The organism is Enterobacter sp. BIDMC93, from assembly GCF_001037805.1.
Lineage (GTDB): Bacteria > Pseudomonadota > Gammaproteobacteria > Enterobacterales > Enterobacteriaceae > Enterobacter > Enterobacter hormaechei_C.
Genome location: NZ_KQ089962.1, coordinates 1,385,558 through 1,403,756 on the forward strand (window position 1 = coordinate 1,385,558; position 18,199 = coordinate 1,403,756).

General features: G+C 56.3%; 14 protein-coding genes. 9 read left to right on the plus strand and 5 right to left on the minus strand.

The window, feature by feature from the left end:
* Positions 1 to 57: 57 nt before the first annotated feature.
* The 4 genes from SK58_RS06570 to queF all read right to left on the minus strand — a co-directional run bounded on the left by SK58_RS06570 (position 58) and on the right by queF (position 5,604).
* Entirely contained in the window at positions 58 to 1,425 is a 1,368-nt protein-coding gene (locus SK58_RS06570) for an L-serine ammonia-lyase (RefSeq protein ID WP_015571736.1), read from the minus strand.
* A gap of 62 nt (positions 1,426 to 1,487) precedes the next feature.
* Positions 1,488 to 2,777 (minus strand): HAAAP family serine/threonine permease, encoded by a 1,290-nt coding sequence (locus SK58_RS06575; protein WP_003862749.1) that lies wholly within the window; start codon positions 2,775 to 2,777, stop codon positions 1,488 to 1,490.
* A gap of 503 nt (positions 2,778 to 3,280) precedes the next feature.
* A complete protein-coding gene (ppnN, locus tag SK58_RS06580; RefSeq protein ID WP_017382837.1) occupies positions 3,281 to 4,645 on the minus strand; it encodes a nucleotide 5'-monophosphate nucleosidase PpnN in 1,365 nt (454 codons plus the stop codon).
* 116 nt (positions 4,646 to 4,761) lie between these two features.
* Entirely contained in the window at positions 4,762 to 5,604 is an 843-nt protein-coding gene (queF, locus tag SK58_RS06585; protein WP_015571734.1) for an NADPH-dependent 7-cyano-7-deazaguanine reductase QueF, read from the minus strand.
* Between the two features lie 69 nt (positions 5,605 to 5,673).
* Here queF and syd point away from each other — a divergent pair, with 69 nt between their 5' ends.
* The 8 genes from syd (at position 5,674) to SK58_RS06625 (ending at position 14,008) form a co-directional block, all read left to right on the plus strand.
* Positions 5,674 to 6,219 (plus strand): SecY-interacting protein, encoded by a 546-nt coding sequence (gene syd, locus SK58_RS06590; RefSeq protein ID WP_032619128.1) that lies wholly within the window; start codon positions 5,674 to 5,676, stop codon positions 6,217 to 6,219.
* A gap of 632 nt (positions 6,220 to 6,851) precedes the next feature.
* Positions 6,852 to 7,181 carry a YqcC family protein gene (locus tag SK58_RS06595; protein ID WP_032649340.1) on the plus strand — a complete coding sequence of 110 codons (330 nt, stop codon included), beginning with the start codon at positions 6,852 to 6,854 and terminating at the stop codon, positions 7,179 to 7,181.
* Positions 7,178 to 7,963: a tRNA pseudouridine(65) synthase TruC gene (gene truC / locus SK58_RS06600; RefSeq protein WP_015571733.1), complete on the plus strand. Its 786-nt coding sequence runs from the start codon at positions 7,178 to 7,180 to the stop codon at positions 7,961 to 7,963. Before SK58_RS06595 ends, truC begins: the two co-directional genes overlap by 4 nt.
* A gap of 15 nt (positions 7,964 to 7,978) precedes the next feature.
* Positions 7,979 to 8,428: a flavodoxin gene (locus tag SK58_RS06605; protein ID WP_032619131.1), complete on the plus strand. Its 450-nt coding sequence runs from the start codon at positions 7,979 to 7,981 to the stop codon at positions 8,426 to 8,428.
* 308 nt (positions 8,429 to 8,736) lie between these two features.
* A complete protein-coding gene (gene gudP, locus SK58_RS06610) occupies positions 8,737 to 10,092 on the plus strand; it encodes a galactarate/glucarate/glycerate transporter GudP (protein WP_003862734.1) in 1,356 nt (451 codons plus the stop codon).
* The gene (locus SK58_RS06615; protein WP_045333289.1) at positions 10,092 to 11,432 is read left to right on the plus strand and encodes an enolase C-terminal domain-like protein; all 1,341 of its coding nucleotides are present in this window, start codon (positions 10,092 to 10,094) and stop codon (positions 11,430 to 11,432) included. The genes gudP and SK58_RS06615 overlap by 1 nt, the downstream gene beginning before the upstream one ends.
* Before the next feature lie 15 nt (positions 11,433 to 11,447).
* Positions 11,448 to 12,785, plus strand: coding sequence for a glucarate dehydratase (gudD, locus tag SK58_RS06620; protein ID WP_048219556.1), 1,338 nt, complete (start codon positions 11,448 to 11,450; stop codon positions 12,783 to 12,785).
* Between the two features lie 77 nt (positions 12,786 to 12,862).
* Complete coding sequence (locus SK58_RS06625; RefSeq protein WP_048219557.1) at positions 12,863 to 14,008, plus strand: glycerate kinase; 1,146 nt, start codon at positions 12,863 to 12,865, stop codon at positions 14,006 to 14,008.
* Between the two features lie 50 nt (positions 14,009 to 14,058).
* On the opposite strand, the gene barA is transcribed toward SK58_RS06625, so the two are convergent.
* A complete protein-coding gene (gene barA, locus SK58_RS06630) occupies positions 14,059 to 16,818 on the minus strand; it encodes a two-component sensor histidine kinase BarA (RefSeq protein ID WP_048219559.1) in 2,760 nt (919 codons plus the stop codon).
* A gap of 57 nt (positions 16,819 to 16,875) precedes the next feature.
* Here barA and rlmD point away from each other — a divergent pair, with 57 nt between their 5' ends.
* Positions 16,876 to 18,174 (plus strand): 23S rRNA (uracil(1939)-C(5))-methyltransferase RlmD, encoded by a 1,299-nt coding sequence (rlmD, locus tag SK58_RS06635; protein WP_023295343.1) that lies wholly within the window; start codon positions 16,876 to 16,878, stop codon positions 18,172 to 18,174.
* The last annotated feature ends 25 nt before the right edge of the window (positions 18,175 to 18,199 follow it).

An 18,199-nucleotide genomic window follows, 5' to 3' on the forward strand; every position in this document is an offset into this window, starting at 1 on the left:
CTATGAATGGTGGGGAAAACAGGAAGAAGCCTCGCAAAACGAGGCTTCCTGAGAGGCTTAATCGCAGGTGACGATCTTCATCGCCAGGCCACCGCGGGAGGTTTCGCGGTATTTGGCGTTCATATCTTTACCGGTTTCGTACATGGTTTCGATAACCTTGTCGAGGCAGACGCGCGGTTCGCTGGTACGACGCAGCGCCATACGGGCCGCGTTCACCGCTTTCACAGAGGCGATGGCGTTACGCTCGATGCATGGCACCTGGACCTGTCCGCCGACCGGATCGCAGGTCAGCCCCAGGTTATGTTCCATGCCGATTTCCGCCGCAATACAAACCTGCGCAGGACTTGCGCCCAGTAATTCGGCCAGACCCGCCGCCGCCATAGAGCAGGCGACGCCCACTTCACCCTGACAGCCCACTTCCGCGCCGGAAATCGAGGCGTTCATCTTGTACAGTGAGCCAATCGCACTGGCGACCAGCATATACCGCGCGAGTGAGTTTGCATTCACTTCACGGATAAACTTGTCGTAATACGCCAGAACCGCCGGAACAATTCCGCACGCCCCGTTGGTTGGCGCGGTGACGACGCGGCCACCCGCGGCGTTCTCTTCGTTCACCGCCAGCGCGAACATGTTGATCCAGTCGACGACGGCCATCGGGTCGGTGGTGGTTTTGTCGGTGCTGACCAGCATGCGGCGCAGCGCAGCCGCACGGCGCGGAACACGCAGTTTACCCGGCAGCACGCCTTCGGTGGTGATCCCGCGCTCAATGCCGCTGCGCATCACTTCCCAGACGTTAGCGAAGTGCTGTTCCAGCTCCTCTTTGCTGTGCAGGGCCAGCTCGTTTTTCATCATCAGGCCGGAGAGAGAAAGCCCTGTCTCCTGGCAGTGACGCTGTAAGTCGGCCGCGTTTTTGTAAGGGTACGGCACATCAACGGCAGAATTGGTACTTTGACCAAAATGGTCCTCGTCGACGATAAACCCGCCGCCGATGGAGTAATACGTCTGGCTGTAAACCGCTTTGTCGCCGGCCAGCGCGGTAATGCGCATGCCATTCTCGTGCAGCGACAGGTTATCCGCATGGAAATTCATGCAGTGATCAACCGGGAATTCAACCTCATGCTCGCCGTTCGCCAGCAGCAAACGACCGTGGGTGTTCACGTCCTGGATAAAGCCAGGTATTGCATCAATATCAACGGTATCCGGCAGATTACCCGCCAGCCCCATGATAATGGCAATATCGGTATGGTGGCCTTTACCGGTCAGGGAAAGGGAACCATATACATCGACAACCACGCGGGTGATGTCGTGCAAAATGCCGCGTGCAATCAAGTCATCCGTGAATTGTTTACCGGCTTTCATTGGTCCGACGGTGTGAGAGCTAGAAGGACCAATACCGATTTTGAAGATATCGAATACGCTAATCATGATGCGTCCATTGCTTCAGTCAGAGGGGAGAAGTGCGCCGTCCGCAGACGGCGCAGGAGGTATTAGCTGAACAGCGAGTAGAAAATAGCGGAGATGGCAATCAGGCCCATCACAACAACGAACACGTTGCTGATATGGCCGCTGTATTTACGCATCGCAGGCACTTTCTGAATCGCGTACATCGGCATCAGGAACAGGATCATCGCGATAATTGGGCCGCCCAGGGTTTCAATCATGCCCAGAATGCTTGGGTTCAGGGTGGCTACCGCCCAGGTGGTCACCAGCATGAACAGCGCAGTGATTTTGTTCAGACGGTTGATTTCAATGGTCTTGCCTTTACCACGCAGAGATTTAATCACCATGCCGTTGAAGCCTTCACGTGCGCCCAGGTAGTGGCCCAGGAAGGATTTGGTGATGGCTATAATTGCGATGATCGGCGCCATCCACGCAATCAGCGGTGCGTTAAAGTGGTTTGCCAGGTAAGACAGAATAGAGATGTTCTGCTCTTTCGCCGCCGCCAGATCCGCCGGGGAGAGGCTCAGCACGCAGCTGAACACGAAGAACATTACGGTCAGTACCATCATGATGTGCGCGCGAGCCAGGATGCTGGAGCACTTCTTCTCTGCGCCATTGCCGTACTCTTCACGCTTCGCTACTGCGAAGGAAGAGATGATTGGCGAGTGGTTGAAGGAGAACACCATCACCGGGATCGCCAGCCACAGGGTCAGCAGCAGACCGTTGCCGGTCGTGGATGCGCTGCTCAGAGACAGGGTTTCCAGCGCAGCGCCGTTCCACTGTGGGATCAGGTACAGAGCCAGCACCATCAGAGCCGCAACAAACGGGAACACCAGCACGCTCATCGCTTTCACAATCATCTGCTCGCCGAAGCGCACGATGGTCATCATACCGACGATCAGGATCAGGGACAGAATCGCACGTGGCGGCGGGGTCATCTGAAGCTGGTGCATCATAAAGCTTTCTACGGTGTTGGTGATAGCAACGCTGTACACCAGCAGAATCGGGTAAATCGCGAAGAAGTAGAGCAGGGTAATCAGCTTACCTGCGCCGACGCCGAAGTGTTCTTCAACGACTTCAGTGATATCTTCGCCCGGGTTTTTACCGGACAGCACGAAGCGGGTCAGGCCTCGGTGCGCAAAGAAGGTCATCGGGAAGGCGATGAGGGCCATGATGATCAGCGGGATCATACCGCCGACACCTGCGTTGATAGGAAGGAACAGTACACCAGCGCCGATTGCTGTGCCGTACAGGCCAAGCATCCACATGGTATCCGTTTTGCGCCAACCGCTTCGGGATTCAATCGAAGCAACGGTGCTGGTTTGAGTGGTTTCCATCTGTATCTCCTGAGGAAGCAAATTGTCAGGTTTTTAGTCAAATCCGATGAAAAAGCGCCTGACGGTAATATGAAATTCGTTCAGTGACGGTTTTTTAATAATTTTTGCCCGTAACTATTGGCGGGCGGAAAGATACATTCTAGTTATGAATCTATCAGTGATCGCGATCCCAAATGCAATAATCCACTTGTGATGTGGGTATCTTTAGACCATTTATCTGTTAAAAAAACATCAAAAAGAATTTACGGGCGCGAAGGCTACCATTAACGACATGTTTTCGAAAAGGTCGACCCGCGAGATAGGTGTCTTTCGCTGTAAAGAAATGGGATTTTAGGATTTTCTGGCGGGTAATTTCGATTAAGACTGATTATTTACGGTTTCAAAAACGAGGTAATCGTTTGCGCAGGCGTCAGATTTGTTAATAACATTGAAGATCGCTATGAATTGCAACACGAATAAAAAAGCCGGATGACGATCCGGCTTGAGAGGAGAGGAATGTCGCTTTACTTGATGATTTCGTAACACGGAATATAGGCAGAGCCTGGAAGCTTCATGCGGTGCTGAGCGACAAAGCCCTGCAACATATCATCCATGCGGTGCATCATCTCCGGATCACCGTGGATCTTATACGGGCCAAACTCTTCAATTGCGCGTATCCCCACCTCTTTCACGTTCCCCGCCACGATGCCAGAGAAGGCGCGACGCAGGTCGGCAGCCAGCACTTCCACCGGCTGATCCGGATAGAGTTTGAGGTTCGCCATGTTCTCATGCGACGGCTCGAAGGGGATCTGAAGATCCGGTGCGATACGGATGGACCAGTTAAAGCTGTAGGCATCCCCGGTATCACGACGATTCTCTTTCACCAGCGGCATCGCTTTTTTCATCTGACGGGCCACTTCTGCGGCATCGTCAATAATAATGCGGTAGTGACGGCGCGCGTCTTCGCCCAGCGTATGCACGATAAACTCGTCCAGCACGCGGAAGTAGTCGGCGCTCTCTTTCGGGCCGGTCAGGATCAGCGGCAGAACCTGATCTTTGTTGGCCGGATTCATCAGGATCCCGAGCAGATAAAGCAGCTCTTCCGCCGTACCTACGCCGCCCGGGAAGATGATGATGCCGTGCGCGATACGGACAAACGCCTCAAGACGCTTTTCGATATCCGGCATAATAATCAGTTCGTTAACCAGCGGGTTAGGCGGCTCAGCGGCGATGATCGACGGCTCGGTCATGCCGATAAAACGGCCTTCTTTATAGCGTTGCTGCGCGTGACCTACTGCCGCGCCTTTCATTGGCGCTTCCATCGCGCCAGGACCGCAACCGGTACAGATATTCAGTTCGCGCAGGCCGAGCTGCGTCCCCACGCGGCGGGCATACAGGTATTCGGTTTCGTTAATGGAGTGACCACCCCAGCAGACGACCATGTTCGGCGCTTCGCCCACGTGCAGGGCGCGGGCGTTACGCAGAATGGAGAAGACCAGGTTGGTGATATGAACGGAACTTTCCAGGTCAAGATGCTGGAATCGTCCGGCGTTGCTGATCTGTCCGTTAACAAACAGAATGTCGCGCAGCACGGCAAACAGGTTGGCCTGAAGTGAGCGAATAATACGCCCGTCGACAAAAGCGTCTTCCGGCGGGTTGATCACTTCCAGCTTCACCCCGCGCTCGCGGCGCAGCACGTTGATATCAAAACTTTCGAAGCGGGACAGCAGCTCTTTACTGTTGTCGGTCAGGCTTCCGGAGTTCAGTACGGCAAGTGAACAGTTACGAAACAGTTGATAAAGGTCGCTACTGGCGGTGCGTTTAAGCATGTCCACTTCCAGCTGCGACAACATATCCATAGAGCCAAGCGGGCTAATATGTGTAATCAAGTGAGCTCCTTATGGGACGATTATCGTCTTTCCCTGTTGATTACAATAGCCCTGGCTTATGACGTTTCACAACACTTCGGGCGGAATACCGCCCGCATATTGTGAAAATATTTATCTTACTGGCGCACCAGCCGTCCGGTGGCAGGCACAAAATCGGTATTGGTGCGCCACGGATTGATATCCAGACCGCCGCGACGGGTGTAGCGGGCGTAAACGCTCAGCTTTTCGGGCTGGCAGAAACGCTGGATGTCGTTGAAGATGCGCTCCACGCACTGCTCGTGGAATTCGTTGTGATGACGGAATGACACCAGGTAACGCAGCAGCTTTTCACGGTCAATCTGCGGGCCGCGGTACTGGATCTGTACCGAGCCCCAGTCCGGCTGATGGGTGATAAGGCAGTTGGATTTCAGCAGATGGCTGACCAGCGTCTCGTTGACCACTTTTCCGCCCGCCGCGTTTTCCAGGTAGTCGGTGCTAAATTCATAGCTTTCCACCTCAATGTCCTGATCGTCGATGCAGGTGCCGTGGAAATGGGCGACAGGCTGTCCTTCCAGCTCATGCAGACGGTATAACGAGACGGTTACGTTCCCCTGCGCGCACGCGCTTAAATCACGTTCAAGCGTCTGTTGCACCTCGTCCCAGCTGTTGAATTTGGTCTGGTTAAAGCTGTTGAGATAGAGCTTAAAGCTCTTGGATTCGACCAGGTTTACGCTGGCGTAATCCAGCTCGACGTGGCCCACGGCCACCTGCGGCAGACCGCGCGCATTCAGCCAGGAGAGTTCGTACAGCGTCCAGATGTCGCCGCCGACAAACGGCAGCGCGTCAGCGTGCAGCCCGAGCGGATCGCGGTTCAGACTGCGCGGCACGCCCTGCAACAGGCTTGCATCGTAGGTGTCGCGGTAATCGGTCGATTTACCCAGCGTTAAGCCCGTTAACGCCTGATGATTTTCGTAAGACATGTTTCATAGCCACTTTACAGGTACACTTATGGGCTGAGTTTATCCTGTCTTACAAGAAGAGAGAAATCGGTGGATATCGAAACTGCGAATGCCCTGACGTCCTTCACGACCCGCTATTGCGATGCCTGGCATGAAAAGCGGGGGACGTGGCCGCAAAGTACTGACTTATATGGCGTGCCGTCACCGTGCATTATCGCTTCGCAGGATGATTACGTTATCTGGCAACCGAAACCGTTCACGGGCGAGCACAATGTAAATGCGGTTGAACGCGCGATGGACATTGTGATACAACCTGCGCTTCATGCATTTTATACCACGCAGTTTGCCGGGGATATGACTGCATGTTTTGCAGGACAGCCGTTGACGCTGCTGCAAACCTGGAGCGAAGACGATCTGCAACGCGTTCAGGAAAACCTCATTGGTCACCTGGTCACGCAAAAACGCCTTAAGCTCTCTCCGACTCTTTTTATTGCGACGCTCGACAGTGAACTGGACGTCATTTCTGTCTGCAACCTGTCTGGCGAGGTCATCAAAGAGACGCTCGGCACCCGCAATCGCGACGTTCTCGCGCCTTCACTTGCGGATTTTCTTACTCAAATTGAGCCGCTTCTGTAATCCATGATGCTACTGGACGTGTGAGAGATCTCTTACACGCTCTGTGAGACATCGCCGAAACAATTAGAGTTGCCTTAGGAATTTCAGATTAATATTAACTTTTCTTTCAACAGGTTAGTGGTTTTCTGAAAGGGAATCCCCCGTTTCGCCTGGCTTACATTGCTTACAAGGTGGGTTGTAAGACGAAGCAGAATAGCGGATTCTATCTGTGTCGACAGGATGCCGACACGAGAAACGAACATCAGGATGATGGCGTTTCTTACCAGGGACACGTCAGGATGACGCCGCAGGAAGGCCTCAGGATGAAGCAAAGTGGATCACGCAGGATGCGTAAGGGACACCTCCAGGAAGGAGAACGAGAGCCGGTCAGGATGGTCGGTGGGTCAGGATGGCCAGGACGTTTCAGGATGAAACCTACACATCAGGACGATGTGAGCAGGAAGCAAAAGGTAAAGGGATGACCAGGCCTTCGGGCATCAGGAAAAGTTGTCACGGATGAGCAGGGAGCACGTATTGTAGCTGGAATGCTGCGAAACGAACCGGGAGCACTGTTTTTACAGTGCTCCCTTTTTTTATTTCTGTCTTCCGCAATGCTATGCTTCGCGCCATTCCGTTTTTCAGTTGAGGTATATATGTCGCATTATGACAACGTTCGTGCGCAGTTGCACGCCATCGAAGCCCTTATGCGCCAGCATCAGCTGTGGCAGGATAACGCGCCGCAGCCAGACGCGTTCGCCAGCACCCAACCGTTTTGTCTGGATACGCTGGCCCCGTTCGAGTGGCTCCAGTGGGTCTTAATTCCGCGTATGCACGCGCTGCTGGAAGGTGGTCACGCGTTGCCCGCGTCTTTTGCCGTCTCTCCCTATTACGAAATGGCGCTGGAAGCGACCCACCCGGCGCGTGCCATGATGCTGGTGGAGCTGGAAAAGCTCGATGCGCTTTTCGCCGGTGACGATGCATGACGCTTGAGATCCTTTATCAGGATGAGTGGTTAGTGGCGGTGAATAAACCGTCCGGCTGGCTGGTGCACCGTAGCTGGCTCGATCGCGATGAGAAAGTGGTGGTCATGCAAACCGTGCGCGATCAGATCGGTCAGCACGTCTTTACTGCTCATCGTCTGGATCGGCCAACCTCTGGCGTTCTGCTGATGGGGCTTTCCAGTGAGGCGGGTCGACTGCTTTCGCAGCAGTTTGAGCAGCACCAGATGCAAAAGCGCTACCACGCCATCGTGCGTGGCTGGCTGACGGATTCCGCCACGCTTGATTATCCGCTGGTGGAGGAACTGGATAAAATCGCCGATAAATTTGCCCGCGAAGATAAAGGCCCGCAGCCTGCGGTGACCGACTATCGCGGTATGGCGACCACAGAACTGCCGGTGGCGACCAGCAAATTTCCGACCACGCGATACAGTCTGGTTGAGCTTTTGCCCAAAACCGGGCGCAAGCACCAGCTTCGCCGTCACCTTGCGCACCTGCGCCACCCGATTATCGGCGACAGCAAGCACGGCGATCTGCGCCAGAACCGCAGCGCGGCAGAGCACTTTGGCTGTAACCGGCTGATGCTGCACGCCAGCGAGCTACGCCTGACGCACCCGTTTACCGGCGAACCGCTGACTATTCGCGCGGGGCTGGACGAGGTCTGGATGCAGGCGCTGTCACAGTTTGGCTGGCTGGGACAACTCCCCGAAAATGAAAGGGTTGAGTTTGCCGCAGGCAACGTTCAGGATGAACAGCAAGCGCAATAATTACGGGAGCAAAGCATGGCTGAAGTAGGCATTTTTGTCGGCACGATGTACGGCAACTCGCTGCTGGTGGCGGAGGAAGCGGAAGCAATCCTCGTAAACCAGGGCCATAAAGCAACGGTCTATGAAGATCCGGAGCTGGCGGACTGGGAAAAGTATAAAGATAAATACATCCTGGTGGTGACCTCCACCACCGGGCAGGGCGATCTGCCGGACAGCATCGTCCCGCTTTTCCAGGGCATTAAAGACCAGCTTGGCTATCAGCCAGATGTTCACTATGGCATCATCGCCCTCGGCGATAGCTCTTACGCTAATTTCTGCGGCGGCGGTAAGCAGTTCGACGCGCTGTTGCAGGAACAGCGTGCTCAGCGCGTCGGAGAGATGTTGCTGATTGATGCGGGTGAACACCCTGAGCCAGAAAGCGAATCAAACCCGTGGGTCGAGCACTGGGCAACGCTGCTTAAATAACCCTGCGCTATACCAATGCCAGGCCGGGTCAGGCGTAGCCGCCACCCGGCATTACACCCCGCCCCAAACGCCATTTCCGTGAACCACCTTCCACTCCTCTGGGCTTATGCCCTAAACAACCTCCCTCATGCCCTTCAATACTGTGTTTTTGCACGGTGAGGTGAAGAGGCACTCCTTCATATACTTTTCCCGTCACTATAAAACGGCTTCTGGCCGTACCAAAACCAAACACAAATCTCTCATTCTGATTACCCTACAGGTGCTGTACAGAATGAACCAGGCGAAAGCTATGTTTCAGGAGTGCAACAATGAGTACATTAAGCCACGCGGCGAGCAGCGCTGAGAAGCGCACCAACGCCCGCTACTGGATAGTGGTGATGCTGTTTATCGTCACCTCTTTCAACTACGGCGACCGTGCCACGTTATCCATTGCCGGCTCTGAGATGGCAAAGGACATCGGACTTGATCCGGTAGGTATGGGTTATGTTTTCTCCGCATTTTCATGGGCCTACGTAATCGGCCAAATCCCTGGCGGCTGGCTGCTGGACCGCTTTGGTTCAAAACGGGTCTATTTCTGGTCCATTTTCATCTGGTCGATGTTTACCCTGTTACAGGGCTTCGTGGATATCTTCAGCGGCTTCGGCATTATCATTGCGCTCTTTACCCTCCGCTTCCTGGTGGGCTTAGCGGAAGCGCCATCGTTCCCTGGCAACAGCCGTATTGTGGCCGCCTGGTTCCCGGCGCAGGAGAGGGGAACGGCGGTAGCCATCTTTAACTCGGCGCAATACTTTGCGACGGTTATTTTCGCGCCAATCATGGGCTGGCTGACGCACGAAGTGGGCTGGTCGCACGTCTTCTTCTTCATGGGCGGGCTGGGGATCGTCATCAGCTTCATCTGGCTGAAAGTGATCCACGAACCAAACCAGCATCCGGGCGTGAACAAGAAAGAGCTGGACTACATTGCTGAAGGTGGGGCGCTGATCAACATGGATCAGAAAACCCAGAAAGCTAAAGTTCCGTTCAGCCAGAAATGGGGGCAGATCAAACAGCTCGTCGGCTCACGAATGATGATCGGTATCTATCTCGGCCAGTACTGCATTAACGCCTTAACCTACTTCTTTATCACCTGGTTCCCGGTTTACCTGGTGCAGGCGCGTGGGATGTCGATTCTGAAGGCGGGGTTTGTCGCCTCCGTGCCGGCCATCTGCGGCTTCGTGGGTGGGGTGCTTGGCGGGGTCATCTCCGACTGGCTGATGCGTCGTACCGGTTCGCTGAATATTGCGCGTAAAACGCCAATCGTACTCGGCATGCTGCTCTCCATGACCATGGTGTTCTGTAACTACGTCAGCGCGGAGTGGATGATTATCGGCTTTATGGCGATGGCCTTCTTCGGTAAAGGCATTGGCGCACTGGGCTGGGCGGTGATGGCAGATACCGCGCCGAAAGAGATCAGCGGCCTGAGCGGCGGTCTGTTCAACATGTTTGGCAACATTTCCGGCATTGTCACCCCAATCGCTATCGGTTACATCGTCGGCACCACTGGCTCCTTCAACGGCGCGCTGATTTATGTAGGCGTCCATGCGCTGGTGGCGGTACTCAGTTATCTGGTGCTGGTGGGTGACATCAAACGAATCGAACTGAAACCTGTTGGGGAGCGCGGATGATGACAACGCAATCAAGCCCGATCGTGACGGAGATGAAGGTCATTCCGGTGGCGGGGCAGGACAGCATGCTGCTCAACATTGGTGGCGCGCATAACGCCTGGTTCACCCGCAACATTGTGGTGCTGACCGACAGCGCAGGGAATACCGGCGTCGGGGAAGCGCCTGGCGGAGAGGTGATTTACCAGACGCTGGTCGACGCCATCCCGCAGGTGGTTGGGCAGGAGGTCGCCCGCCTGAACAAGGTGGTTCAGCGGGTGCATAAGGGTAACCAGTCGGCGGATTTTGATACCTTCGGCAAAGGCGCCTGGACGTTTGAACTGCGCGTTAACGCGGTGGCGGCGCTGGAGGCGGCCCTCCTCGATTTACTGGGCAAGGCGCTGAACGTGCCGGTCTGCGAACTGCTGGGGCCAGGCAAACAACGTAATGCGGTAACGGTGCTGGGCTATCTGTTCTACGTTGGCGACCGGACGAAAACCGATCTGCCGTATCTGGAACGCTCGCCGGGCAGCCACGAGTGGTATCACCTGCGTCATCAGGAGGCGCTCTCTGGCGAGGCGGTGGTACGCCTTGCAGAGGCGGCGCAGGATCGCTACGGCTTCAAAGACTTCAAGCTGAAAGGCGGCGTTCTGCCCGGCGAGCAGGAGATTGACAGCGTGCGCGCGTTGAAAAAACGCTTCCCGGAGGCACGCATCACCGTCGATCCGAACGGCGCCTGGCTGCTGGATGAAGCTATCGCGCTGTGCAAAGGGCTGGGCGACGTGCTGACCTACGCGGAAGATCCGTGCGGCGCCGAGCAGGGATTTTCTGGCCGCGAGGTGATGGCCGAATTCCGCCGCGCTACCGGGCTGCCGGTTGCGACCAACATGATCGCCACCAACTGGCGTGAAATGGGCCATGCGGTGATGCTGAATGCGGTGGACATACCGCTGGCGGACCCGCACTTCTGGACCCTTTCCGGCGCGGTGCGCGTGGCGCAGCTGTGCGATGACTGGGGGCTCACCTGGGGCTGCCACTCCAATAACCATTTCGACATTTCGCTGGCGATGTTTACCCACGTTGGCGCGGCGGCGCCGGGCAACCCGACCGCCATCGATACGCACTGGATCTGGCAGGAAGGCGAAGCGCGCCTGACCAAAAATCCACTTGAAATCAAAAACGGCACAATTGCCGTACCGGATGCGCCGGGGCTGGGCGTGGAGCTTGACTGGGATCAGATCCACAAGGCGCATGAAGCGTATAAAAAACTGCCGGGCGGCGCGCGCAACGACGCAGGCCCGATGCAGTACCTTATCCCCGGCTGGACATTTGACCGTAAGCGCCCTGTATTTGGACGTCACTGATAAGAGGATCGAACGATGAGCACATTTTCTACCCCTGTAGTCACCTCCATGCAGATCATTCCTGTCGCGGGACATGACAGCATGCTGATGAACCTGAGCGGCGCCCATGCGCCGTTCTTCACCCGTAATATTGTGGTGATCAAGGACAACTCAGGGCATACCGGTGTCGGTGAAATCCCGGGCGGGGAGAAGACCCGTAAAACGCTGGAGGACGCCATTCCGCTGGTGGTGGGTAAAACGCTGGGCGAGTACAAAAATGTGCTGACTCGCGTGCGTACGACCTTTGCCGATCGTGATGCGGGTGGCCGTGGTCTGCAAACGTTTGATCTGCGCACCACTATCCATGTGGTCACGGGCATTGAAGCCGCGATGCTGGATCTGCTGGGCCAGCATCTTGGCGTCAATGTCGCCTCCCTGCTGGGCGACGGCCAACAGCGCAGCGAAGTGGAAATGCTCGGCTACCTGTTCTTTATCGGCAACCGCAAACTCACCCCGCTGCCGTACCAGAGCCAGCCGGACGAAAAATGCGACTGGTATCGTGTGCGTCACGATGAAGCGATGACCCCGGACGCGGTGGTGCGCATGGCGGAAGCCGCGTATGAAAAATATGGCTTTAATGACTTCAAGCTGAAAGGCGGTGTACTGGCGGGTGAAGAAGAAGCAGAGGCGATCGCCGCGCTGGCGAAGCGCTTCCCGCAGGCGCGCGTCACGCTGGATCCGAACGGTGCCTGGTCGCTTGATGAGGCGATAAAAATCGGTAAGCAGCTTAAAGGCGTGCTGGCCTATGCGGAAGATCCGTGCGGTGCAGAGCAGGGGTTCTCCGGACGTGAAGTGATGGCGGAGTTCCGTCGCGCCACCGGGCTGCCAACCGCCACCAACATGATCGCGACCGACTGGCGTCAGATGGGGCACACGCTCTCGCTGCAATCGGTGGACATTCCGCTGGCAGACCCGCACTTCTGGACGATGCAGGGCTCGGTTCGCGTGGCGCAGATGTGCCATGAGTTCGGCCTGACCTGGGGCTCGCACTCCAACAACCACTTCGACATCTCGCTGGCGATGTTCACCCACGTGGCGGCTGCCGCGCCGGGCAACATTACCGCCATCGACACCCACTGGATCTGGCAGGAGGGCAACCAGCGCCTGACCAAACAGCCGTTTGAAATCAAAGGCGGTATGGTACAGGTTCCTGCTACGCCGGGTCTGGGCGTAGAACTGGATATGGACCAGGTCATGAAAGCGCATGAGCTGTACCAGAAACACGGCCTGGGCGCGCGTGATGACGCGCTGGCGATGCAATACCTGATCCCAGAGTGGACATTCGACAATAAACGTCCGTGCATGGTACGATAAGCGCATTGGGACCGCTCCCATGAGTGGTCCCTTACGTGGTGTATGCTTAACGTAACTAACATGCGTAAGGATGGCTTATGAAAATTGTTATCGCTCCGGACTCGTATAAGGAAAGCTTGAGCGCGCTGGAGGTGGCGACAGCGATAGAGGTCGGTTTTCGCGACATTTTCCCGTCAGCGGACTATGTCAAATTACCGGTTGCCGATGGTGGCGAAGGGACGGTGGAAGCGATGGTGGCAGCCACGCATGGGCGTCTTGTCCATGTTCCCGTTACCGGGCCTTTGGGTGAACGCGTGGAAGGGTTTTTCGGGTTATCCGGAGACGGGAAAAGCGCCTTTATCGAGATGGCGGCAGCGAGCGGTCTGGAGCTTGTTGCTCCCGCAAAGCGTAACCCGTTAATCACCACCTCCTGGGGAACCGGGGAACTGATCCGTCATGCGCTGGATGCGGGCGTTAAGCATATCATTATTGGCATTGGAGGCAGCGCGACCAATGACGGTGGCGCAGGCATGGTGCAGGCGCTGGGCGTAAAACTGCTGGATGCGAAAGCGCAGCCCGTAGGGCCGGGCGGCGGCGAACTGGCAAGCCTTGCGCATATCGATCTTAGCGGGCTGGATAAGCGGCTGGCAGACTGTCGAATTGAAGTGGCCTGCGATGTAACCAACCCTCTGATCGGCGAGACAGGCGCTTCTGCGGTATTTGGTCCGCAGAAAGGGGCGACGCCGGAGATGATCAGGACGCTGGACAACGCGCTGGCGCATTACGCAAAAATTATCGCCCGGGATCTGGATATTGACGTCTTAAACCTGGCGGGCGGCGGTGCGGCTGGCGGAATGGGGGCGGCGCTGTATGCATTTTGCGGCGCACAGCTCCGTCAGGGGATTGAGATTGTCACCGATGCCCTGCATCTTGATGAACAGGTCGCGGACGCCGATCTGGTGATCACGGGCGAAGGGCGTATCGACAGCCAGACGATCCACGGCAAAGTGCCCGTTGGCGTGGCGAGAGTCGCGAAACGCTATAACAAGCCAGTTATCGGCATTGCCGGCAGCCTGACGGCGGATGTTGGCGTGGTGCATGAGCATGGACTGGATGCCGTATTCAGCGTGATCTACACCATCTGCTCGCTGGAGGATGCGCTGGAAAATGCGCAACAGAATGTACAGTTGGCCGCAAGGAATATTGCGGCGGTGATAAAGATGGGGCAGGGGATGTCGCGTTAACGTTCGTGCTCCTGTAGGCCCGGTAAGCGAAGCGCCACCGGGCTTTGGTCTTAGCTCCCCAACACCTTCATTGCTTCCCGCGTCACGTTGTCCATCTCGTCCAGCAGCTCCAGGAACTCCGGTTCGAGATCGGATTCTGGCGTACCCGCGCGGAGCTGCTGTTCAAGCAACTGGCAGAGATTTTTCAACCGCGGTACGCCGCTGTAGCCGCAGCTGCCGTGCAGTTTATGAATGGCTTCCAGCAGTCCTTCGGGGTTTTCACCCACCAGCTGTTCTTCAACCTTGTTACGGATCTCAGGCAGGAAGTCCACCAGCATTTGCAGCATATCGCGGGCCAGATCGGGTTTGCCTGCCGCCTGGCGCAGCGCCAGTTGCCAGTCAAACGTGGCATTCTGGTTAACGCTGATCTCCGGCGATTCAGCTGTAATGGTGTATGTCCCGCCAATGTGCCCCGGCTTGTAGCGCAGCAGCAGGCTGTGCAGCTTCTCTTCGTCGATCGGTTTCGCCAGATAATCGTTCATGCCCGCACCCAGCAGTTTCTCTTTTTGCCCCGCCATCGCGTGCGCCGTCACGGCAATCACCGGCGTCTGCTGCTGGTGCGGAAGCTGGCGAATCAACTCGCAGGCGCGGATGCCATCCATGCCCGGCATCTGAATATCCATCAGGATCAGGTCGAACTGCATCTGTTTGGCTTGTTCCACGGCTTCGGCGCCGCTGGTACACAGCTCAACATGCTGAACCTGATCCTCAAGCAGCACGCCAATCAGCTTCAGGTTCGCCGGGTTGTCGTCCACGGCCATCACCGTCATCGGCAGCTTATGTTCGTCGTTTTCCAGCGGCAGGGACTGATGCGTCAGACGGCAATATTCGGTCAACGCAGGTAACAGCCGTGTGGCGGTGAGGGGTTTCAGCAGACACGCCGCCGCTCCGTCGTTTTTCAGCTCTTCGGCGTTGATTTGGGCGTGGCACGGCAGCGCCAGCAGCAGGTAGTCCGTCATTGAGGCCGCCTTCGCCAGGCGTTCCTGCTGCATGGTCAGTTCTCCGGTAAACGTCACCGGAATCCCCAACAACAGGATATCGTAATGATCGTTCGCCAGCGCGGAGAAGGTCGGGCTGTAGATTACCTCCAGCGGCGTGCTGCTTAATACATCCAGCGTACACTGCGCCGCCGCGGCGTTCGGTTCCACATAGGCCAGACGCATCCCTTTCAGGCACCCGGTGACCGGGCCGTCGGTCTGCACGTTCGGGTTAAGATCAAGGTTGATATGGAACCAGAAGGTTGAGCCCCGGTTAGGCTGGCTGTGGAAGGAGATATCGCCTCCCATCTCTTTCACCAGCTTTTGGGTGATCACCAGCCCCAGGCCCGTTCCGCCGTGACGACGGGAAATGCTCGCATCGGCCTGGCGGAAAGCCTGGAACAGACGCGTCTGATCGCGCTCCGGAATACCGATGCCGGTATCCCGGATCTGCACTTCAATCTGGACTTTGTTATTACTGAGCGCCCTTTTTTCGACCAGAATGTCGATGTTGCCGCTCTCGGTGAACTTAATCGCGTTGCCCACCAGATTGGTAATGACCTGTTGCAGGCGCAGCGGGTCGCCAATAACGTTATCCGGCACATCATTTTTAATATTGAGCGTCAGTTCCAGACCCTTATCATGCGATGAGTGGGCAAGAAGCGTGACCACGTCATCCAGCGTGCTGCGCAGCGGGAAGGGAATACTCTCCAGAATCAGCTTGCCCGCTTCCAGCTTCGAGAAGTCCAGTACGTCGTTAATAATGGTCAGCAGGTTGTTGGCTGAGCGTTCAATGGTATGCAGATGGTCACGCTGGGTCGGGTTCAGCTCGCTTTTGAGCGTCAGACGGGTGAAGCCAATCACCCCGTTCAGCGGCGTGCGCAGCTCGTGCGACATGTTCGCCAGGAACTCAGACTTAATACGTGCCGCCTCCTGCGCACGTTTTTTCGCCAGATCCAGCTCCACGTTCTGGATCTCCATCTGCTCCAGCGTTTCGCGCAGGTCAGAGGTGGCCTGGTCAACGTTGTGCTGCATTTCTTCGTGATAAGCCGCCAGCGACATCGCCATTGAGTTGATGCCATTTTTCAGCATATCCAGCTCGCCGAGCATAAAGCCTTCCACGCGGCTGTCGAGCTGACCCCGGCGGATCCGGTCAACGGTATTCACCATGTTGCGGATAGGCCCCGTGACGTCGCGCATCAGTCGCCAGCCGAAGATCAGCGCGATGCCGATACAGAACAGCATCATCACGCCGGAGATGAATATTTCTTTGTACTGCTGGAGCCGTACCGACTTAAGATCCAGCTCCAGCGCCACATATCCCAGCATATTATTGCTGGACTTCGCATCGGACTGGGCGGATTCATCGGGTGAATAGCTTTCGGAGATAATCGGCGTGCGCAGGATCATGATATCGCCGCGCCGCAACACCGTAAGGTGACGCGGGAAGGGGGTACCATCCGGGATTTTCAGCGACGTGGGATCCAGATGGAAATTCGAGGTGACGAACAGATGGTTATGCTCATCGTAAACGGAAATGGCGCGCACAATCTCTGAATGACGGCGGTGCAGCACGCTGATTAACTGACCAATGGATTCACGGTTTTGCAGGTTCATACCGTACTCGCTGGAGACGGCCAGCGGTTCGATAATGCTGGCCCCGGCATCTTCAAGCTGTCTCTGCAAATCGTTATAGCGATGCACCACAAAGAAAATGCTCAGCAGCAAACCGATGAGAACGGTAGGAGCGAGGATCAAAATCATCATGCGCGCGCGCAGGCTGTAGTTGGTCATGGAGTTCCGTTATGGGACAATCAGGCTAATTATGTTTATTTGAGAACAATCTCGGCGATGGCGCAATTCTACTCTGCAAAACGACGCGTGACGACGCGTCAGATCATAACTGTTGAAGCCACGGACCTCGATCCTTTTGGACAGGGGGTGGCGCGTCACAAGGGTAAGACACTGTTTATCACAGGTTTGCTGCCAGGAGAACGCGCAGATATTACGCTGACGGAAGAAAAACGTCAGTATGCGCGCGGTCAGGTCAAGCGCCGTCTTAATGATAGCCCGGAGCGCGTGATGCCTCGCTGCCCCCATTTTGGCGTCTGCGGTGGCTGCCAGCAACAGCATGCCAGCACAGAATTACAGCAAAAAAGTAAAAGCAGCGCGCTGGCCCGCCTGGTCGGACACGACGTGAATGACATCATTGCCGATCGGCCCTGGGGCTACCGTCGCCGCGCTCGGCTGAGCCTCAGCTACCAGTCCAAAACCGAGCGGCTGGAGATGGGTTTTCGCAAAGCCGGCTCCAGCGATATCGTCTCTGTCACGCAGTGCCCTGTTTTGGTGCCCCATCTTGAGGCGTTGCTCCCGGACGTGCACCACTGTCTTGCATCGCTGGATGGCGTGCGTTCGCTGGGCCATGTCGAACTGGTGCTGGCCAACAGTGGCCCGCTGATGGTACTGCGCCACACCGCGCCGCTGTCAAAGGCAGATCGCGAAAAACTGGAACGCTTTTCGCATTCTCATGAGCTTGCGCTTTTCCTCGCGCCGCAAAGCGAGATACTTGAGCAGGTCAGCGGAGAAGCGCCCTGGTATGCGTCAGACGGGCTACGCTTAACGTTCAGCCCGCGGGATTTTATCCAGGTTAACGACGGCGTGAACCAGCAGATGGTGGCGAACGCGCTGGCGTGGCTGGACGTACAGCCCACTGACCGGGTGCTCGATCTGTTCTGCGGTATGGGGAACTTTACCCTGCCGCTGGCCCGCAAAGCAGCAAGCGTGGTCGGGGTGGAAGGCGTTGAGGCGCTGGTGGTGAAAGGCCAGGAAAACGCCCAACAGAACGGCTTGCAAAATGTGACATTCTTTCATCAAAATCTTGAGGATGATGTTACTCAGCAACCGTGGGCTAAGCAGGGCTTTGATAAGATCCTGCTCGACCCGGCGCGCGCAGGTGCGCCGGGCGTGATGCAGCATATAATTAAACTCGCGCCTGAACGCGTGGTCTATGTTTCCTGTAACCCGGCGACGCTTGCCCGTGACAGCGAAGCATTATTGAGCGGGGGTTACCAGATTCGACGTCTGGCAATGCTGGACATGTTCCCGCACACTGGTCATCTGGAATCGATGGTGTTGTTCGAGCACATCTAATGAGTTTGGCTTGTCGACTTCGACA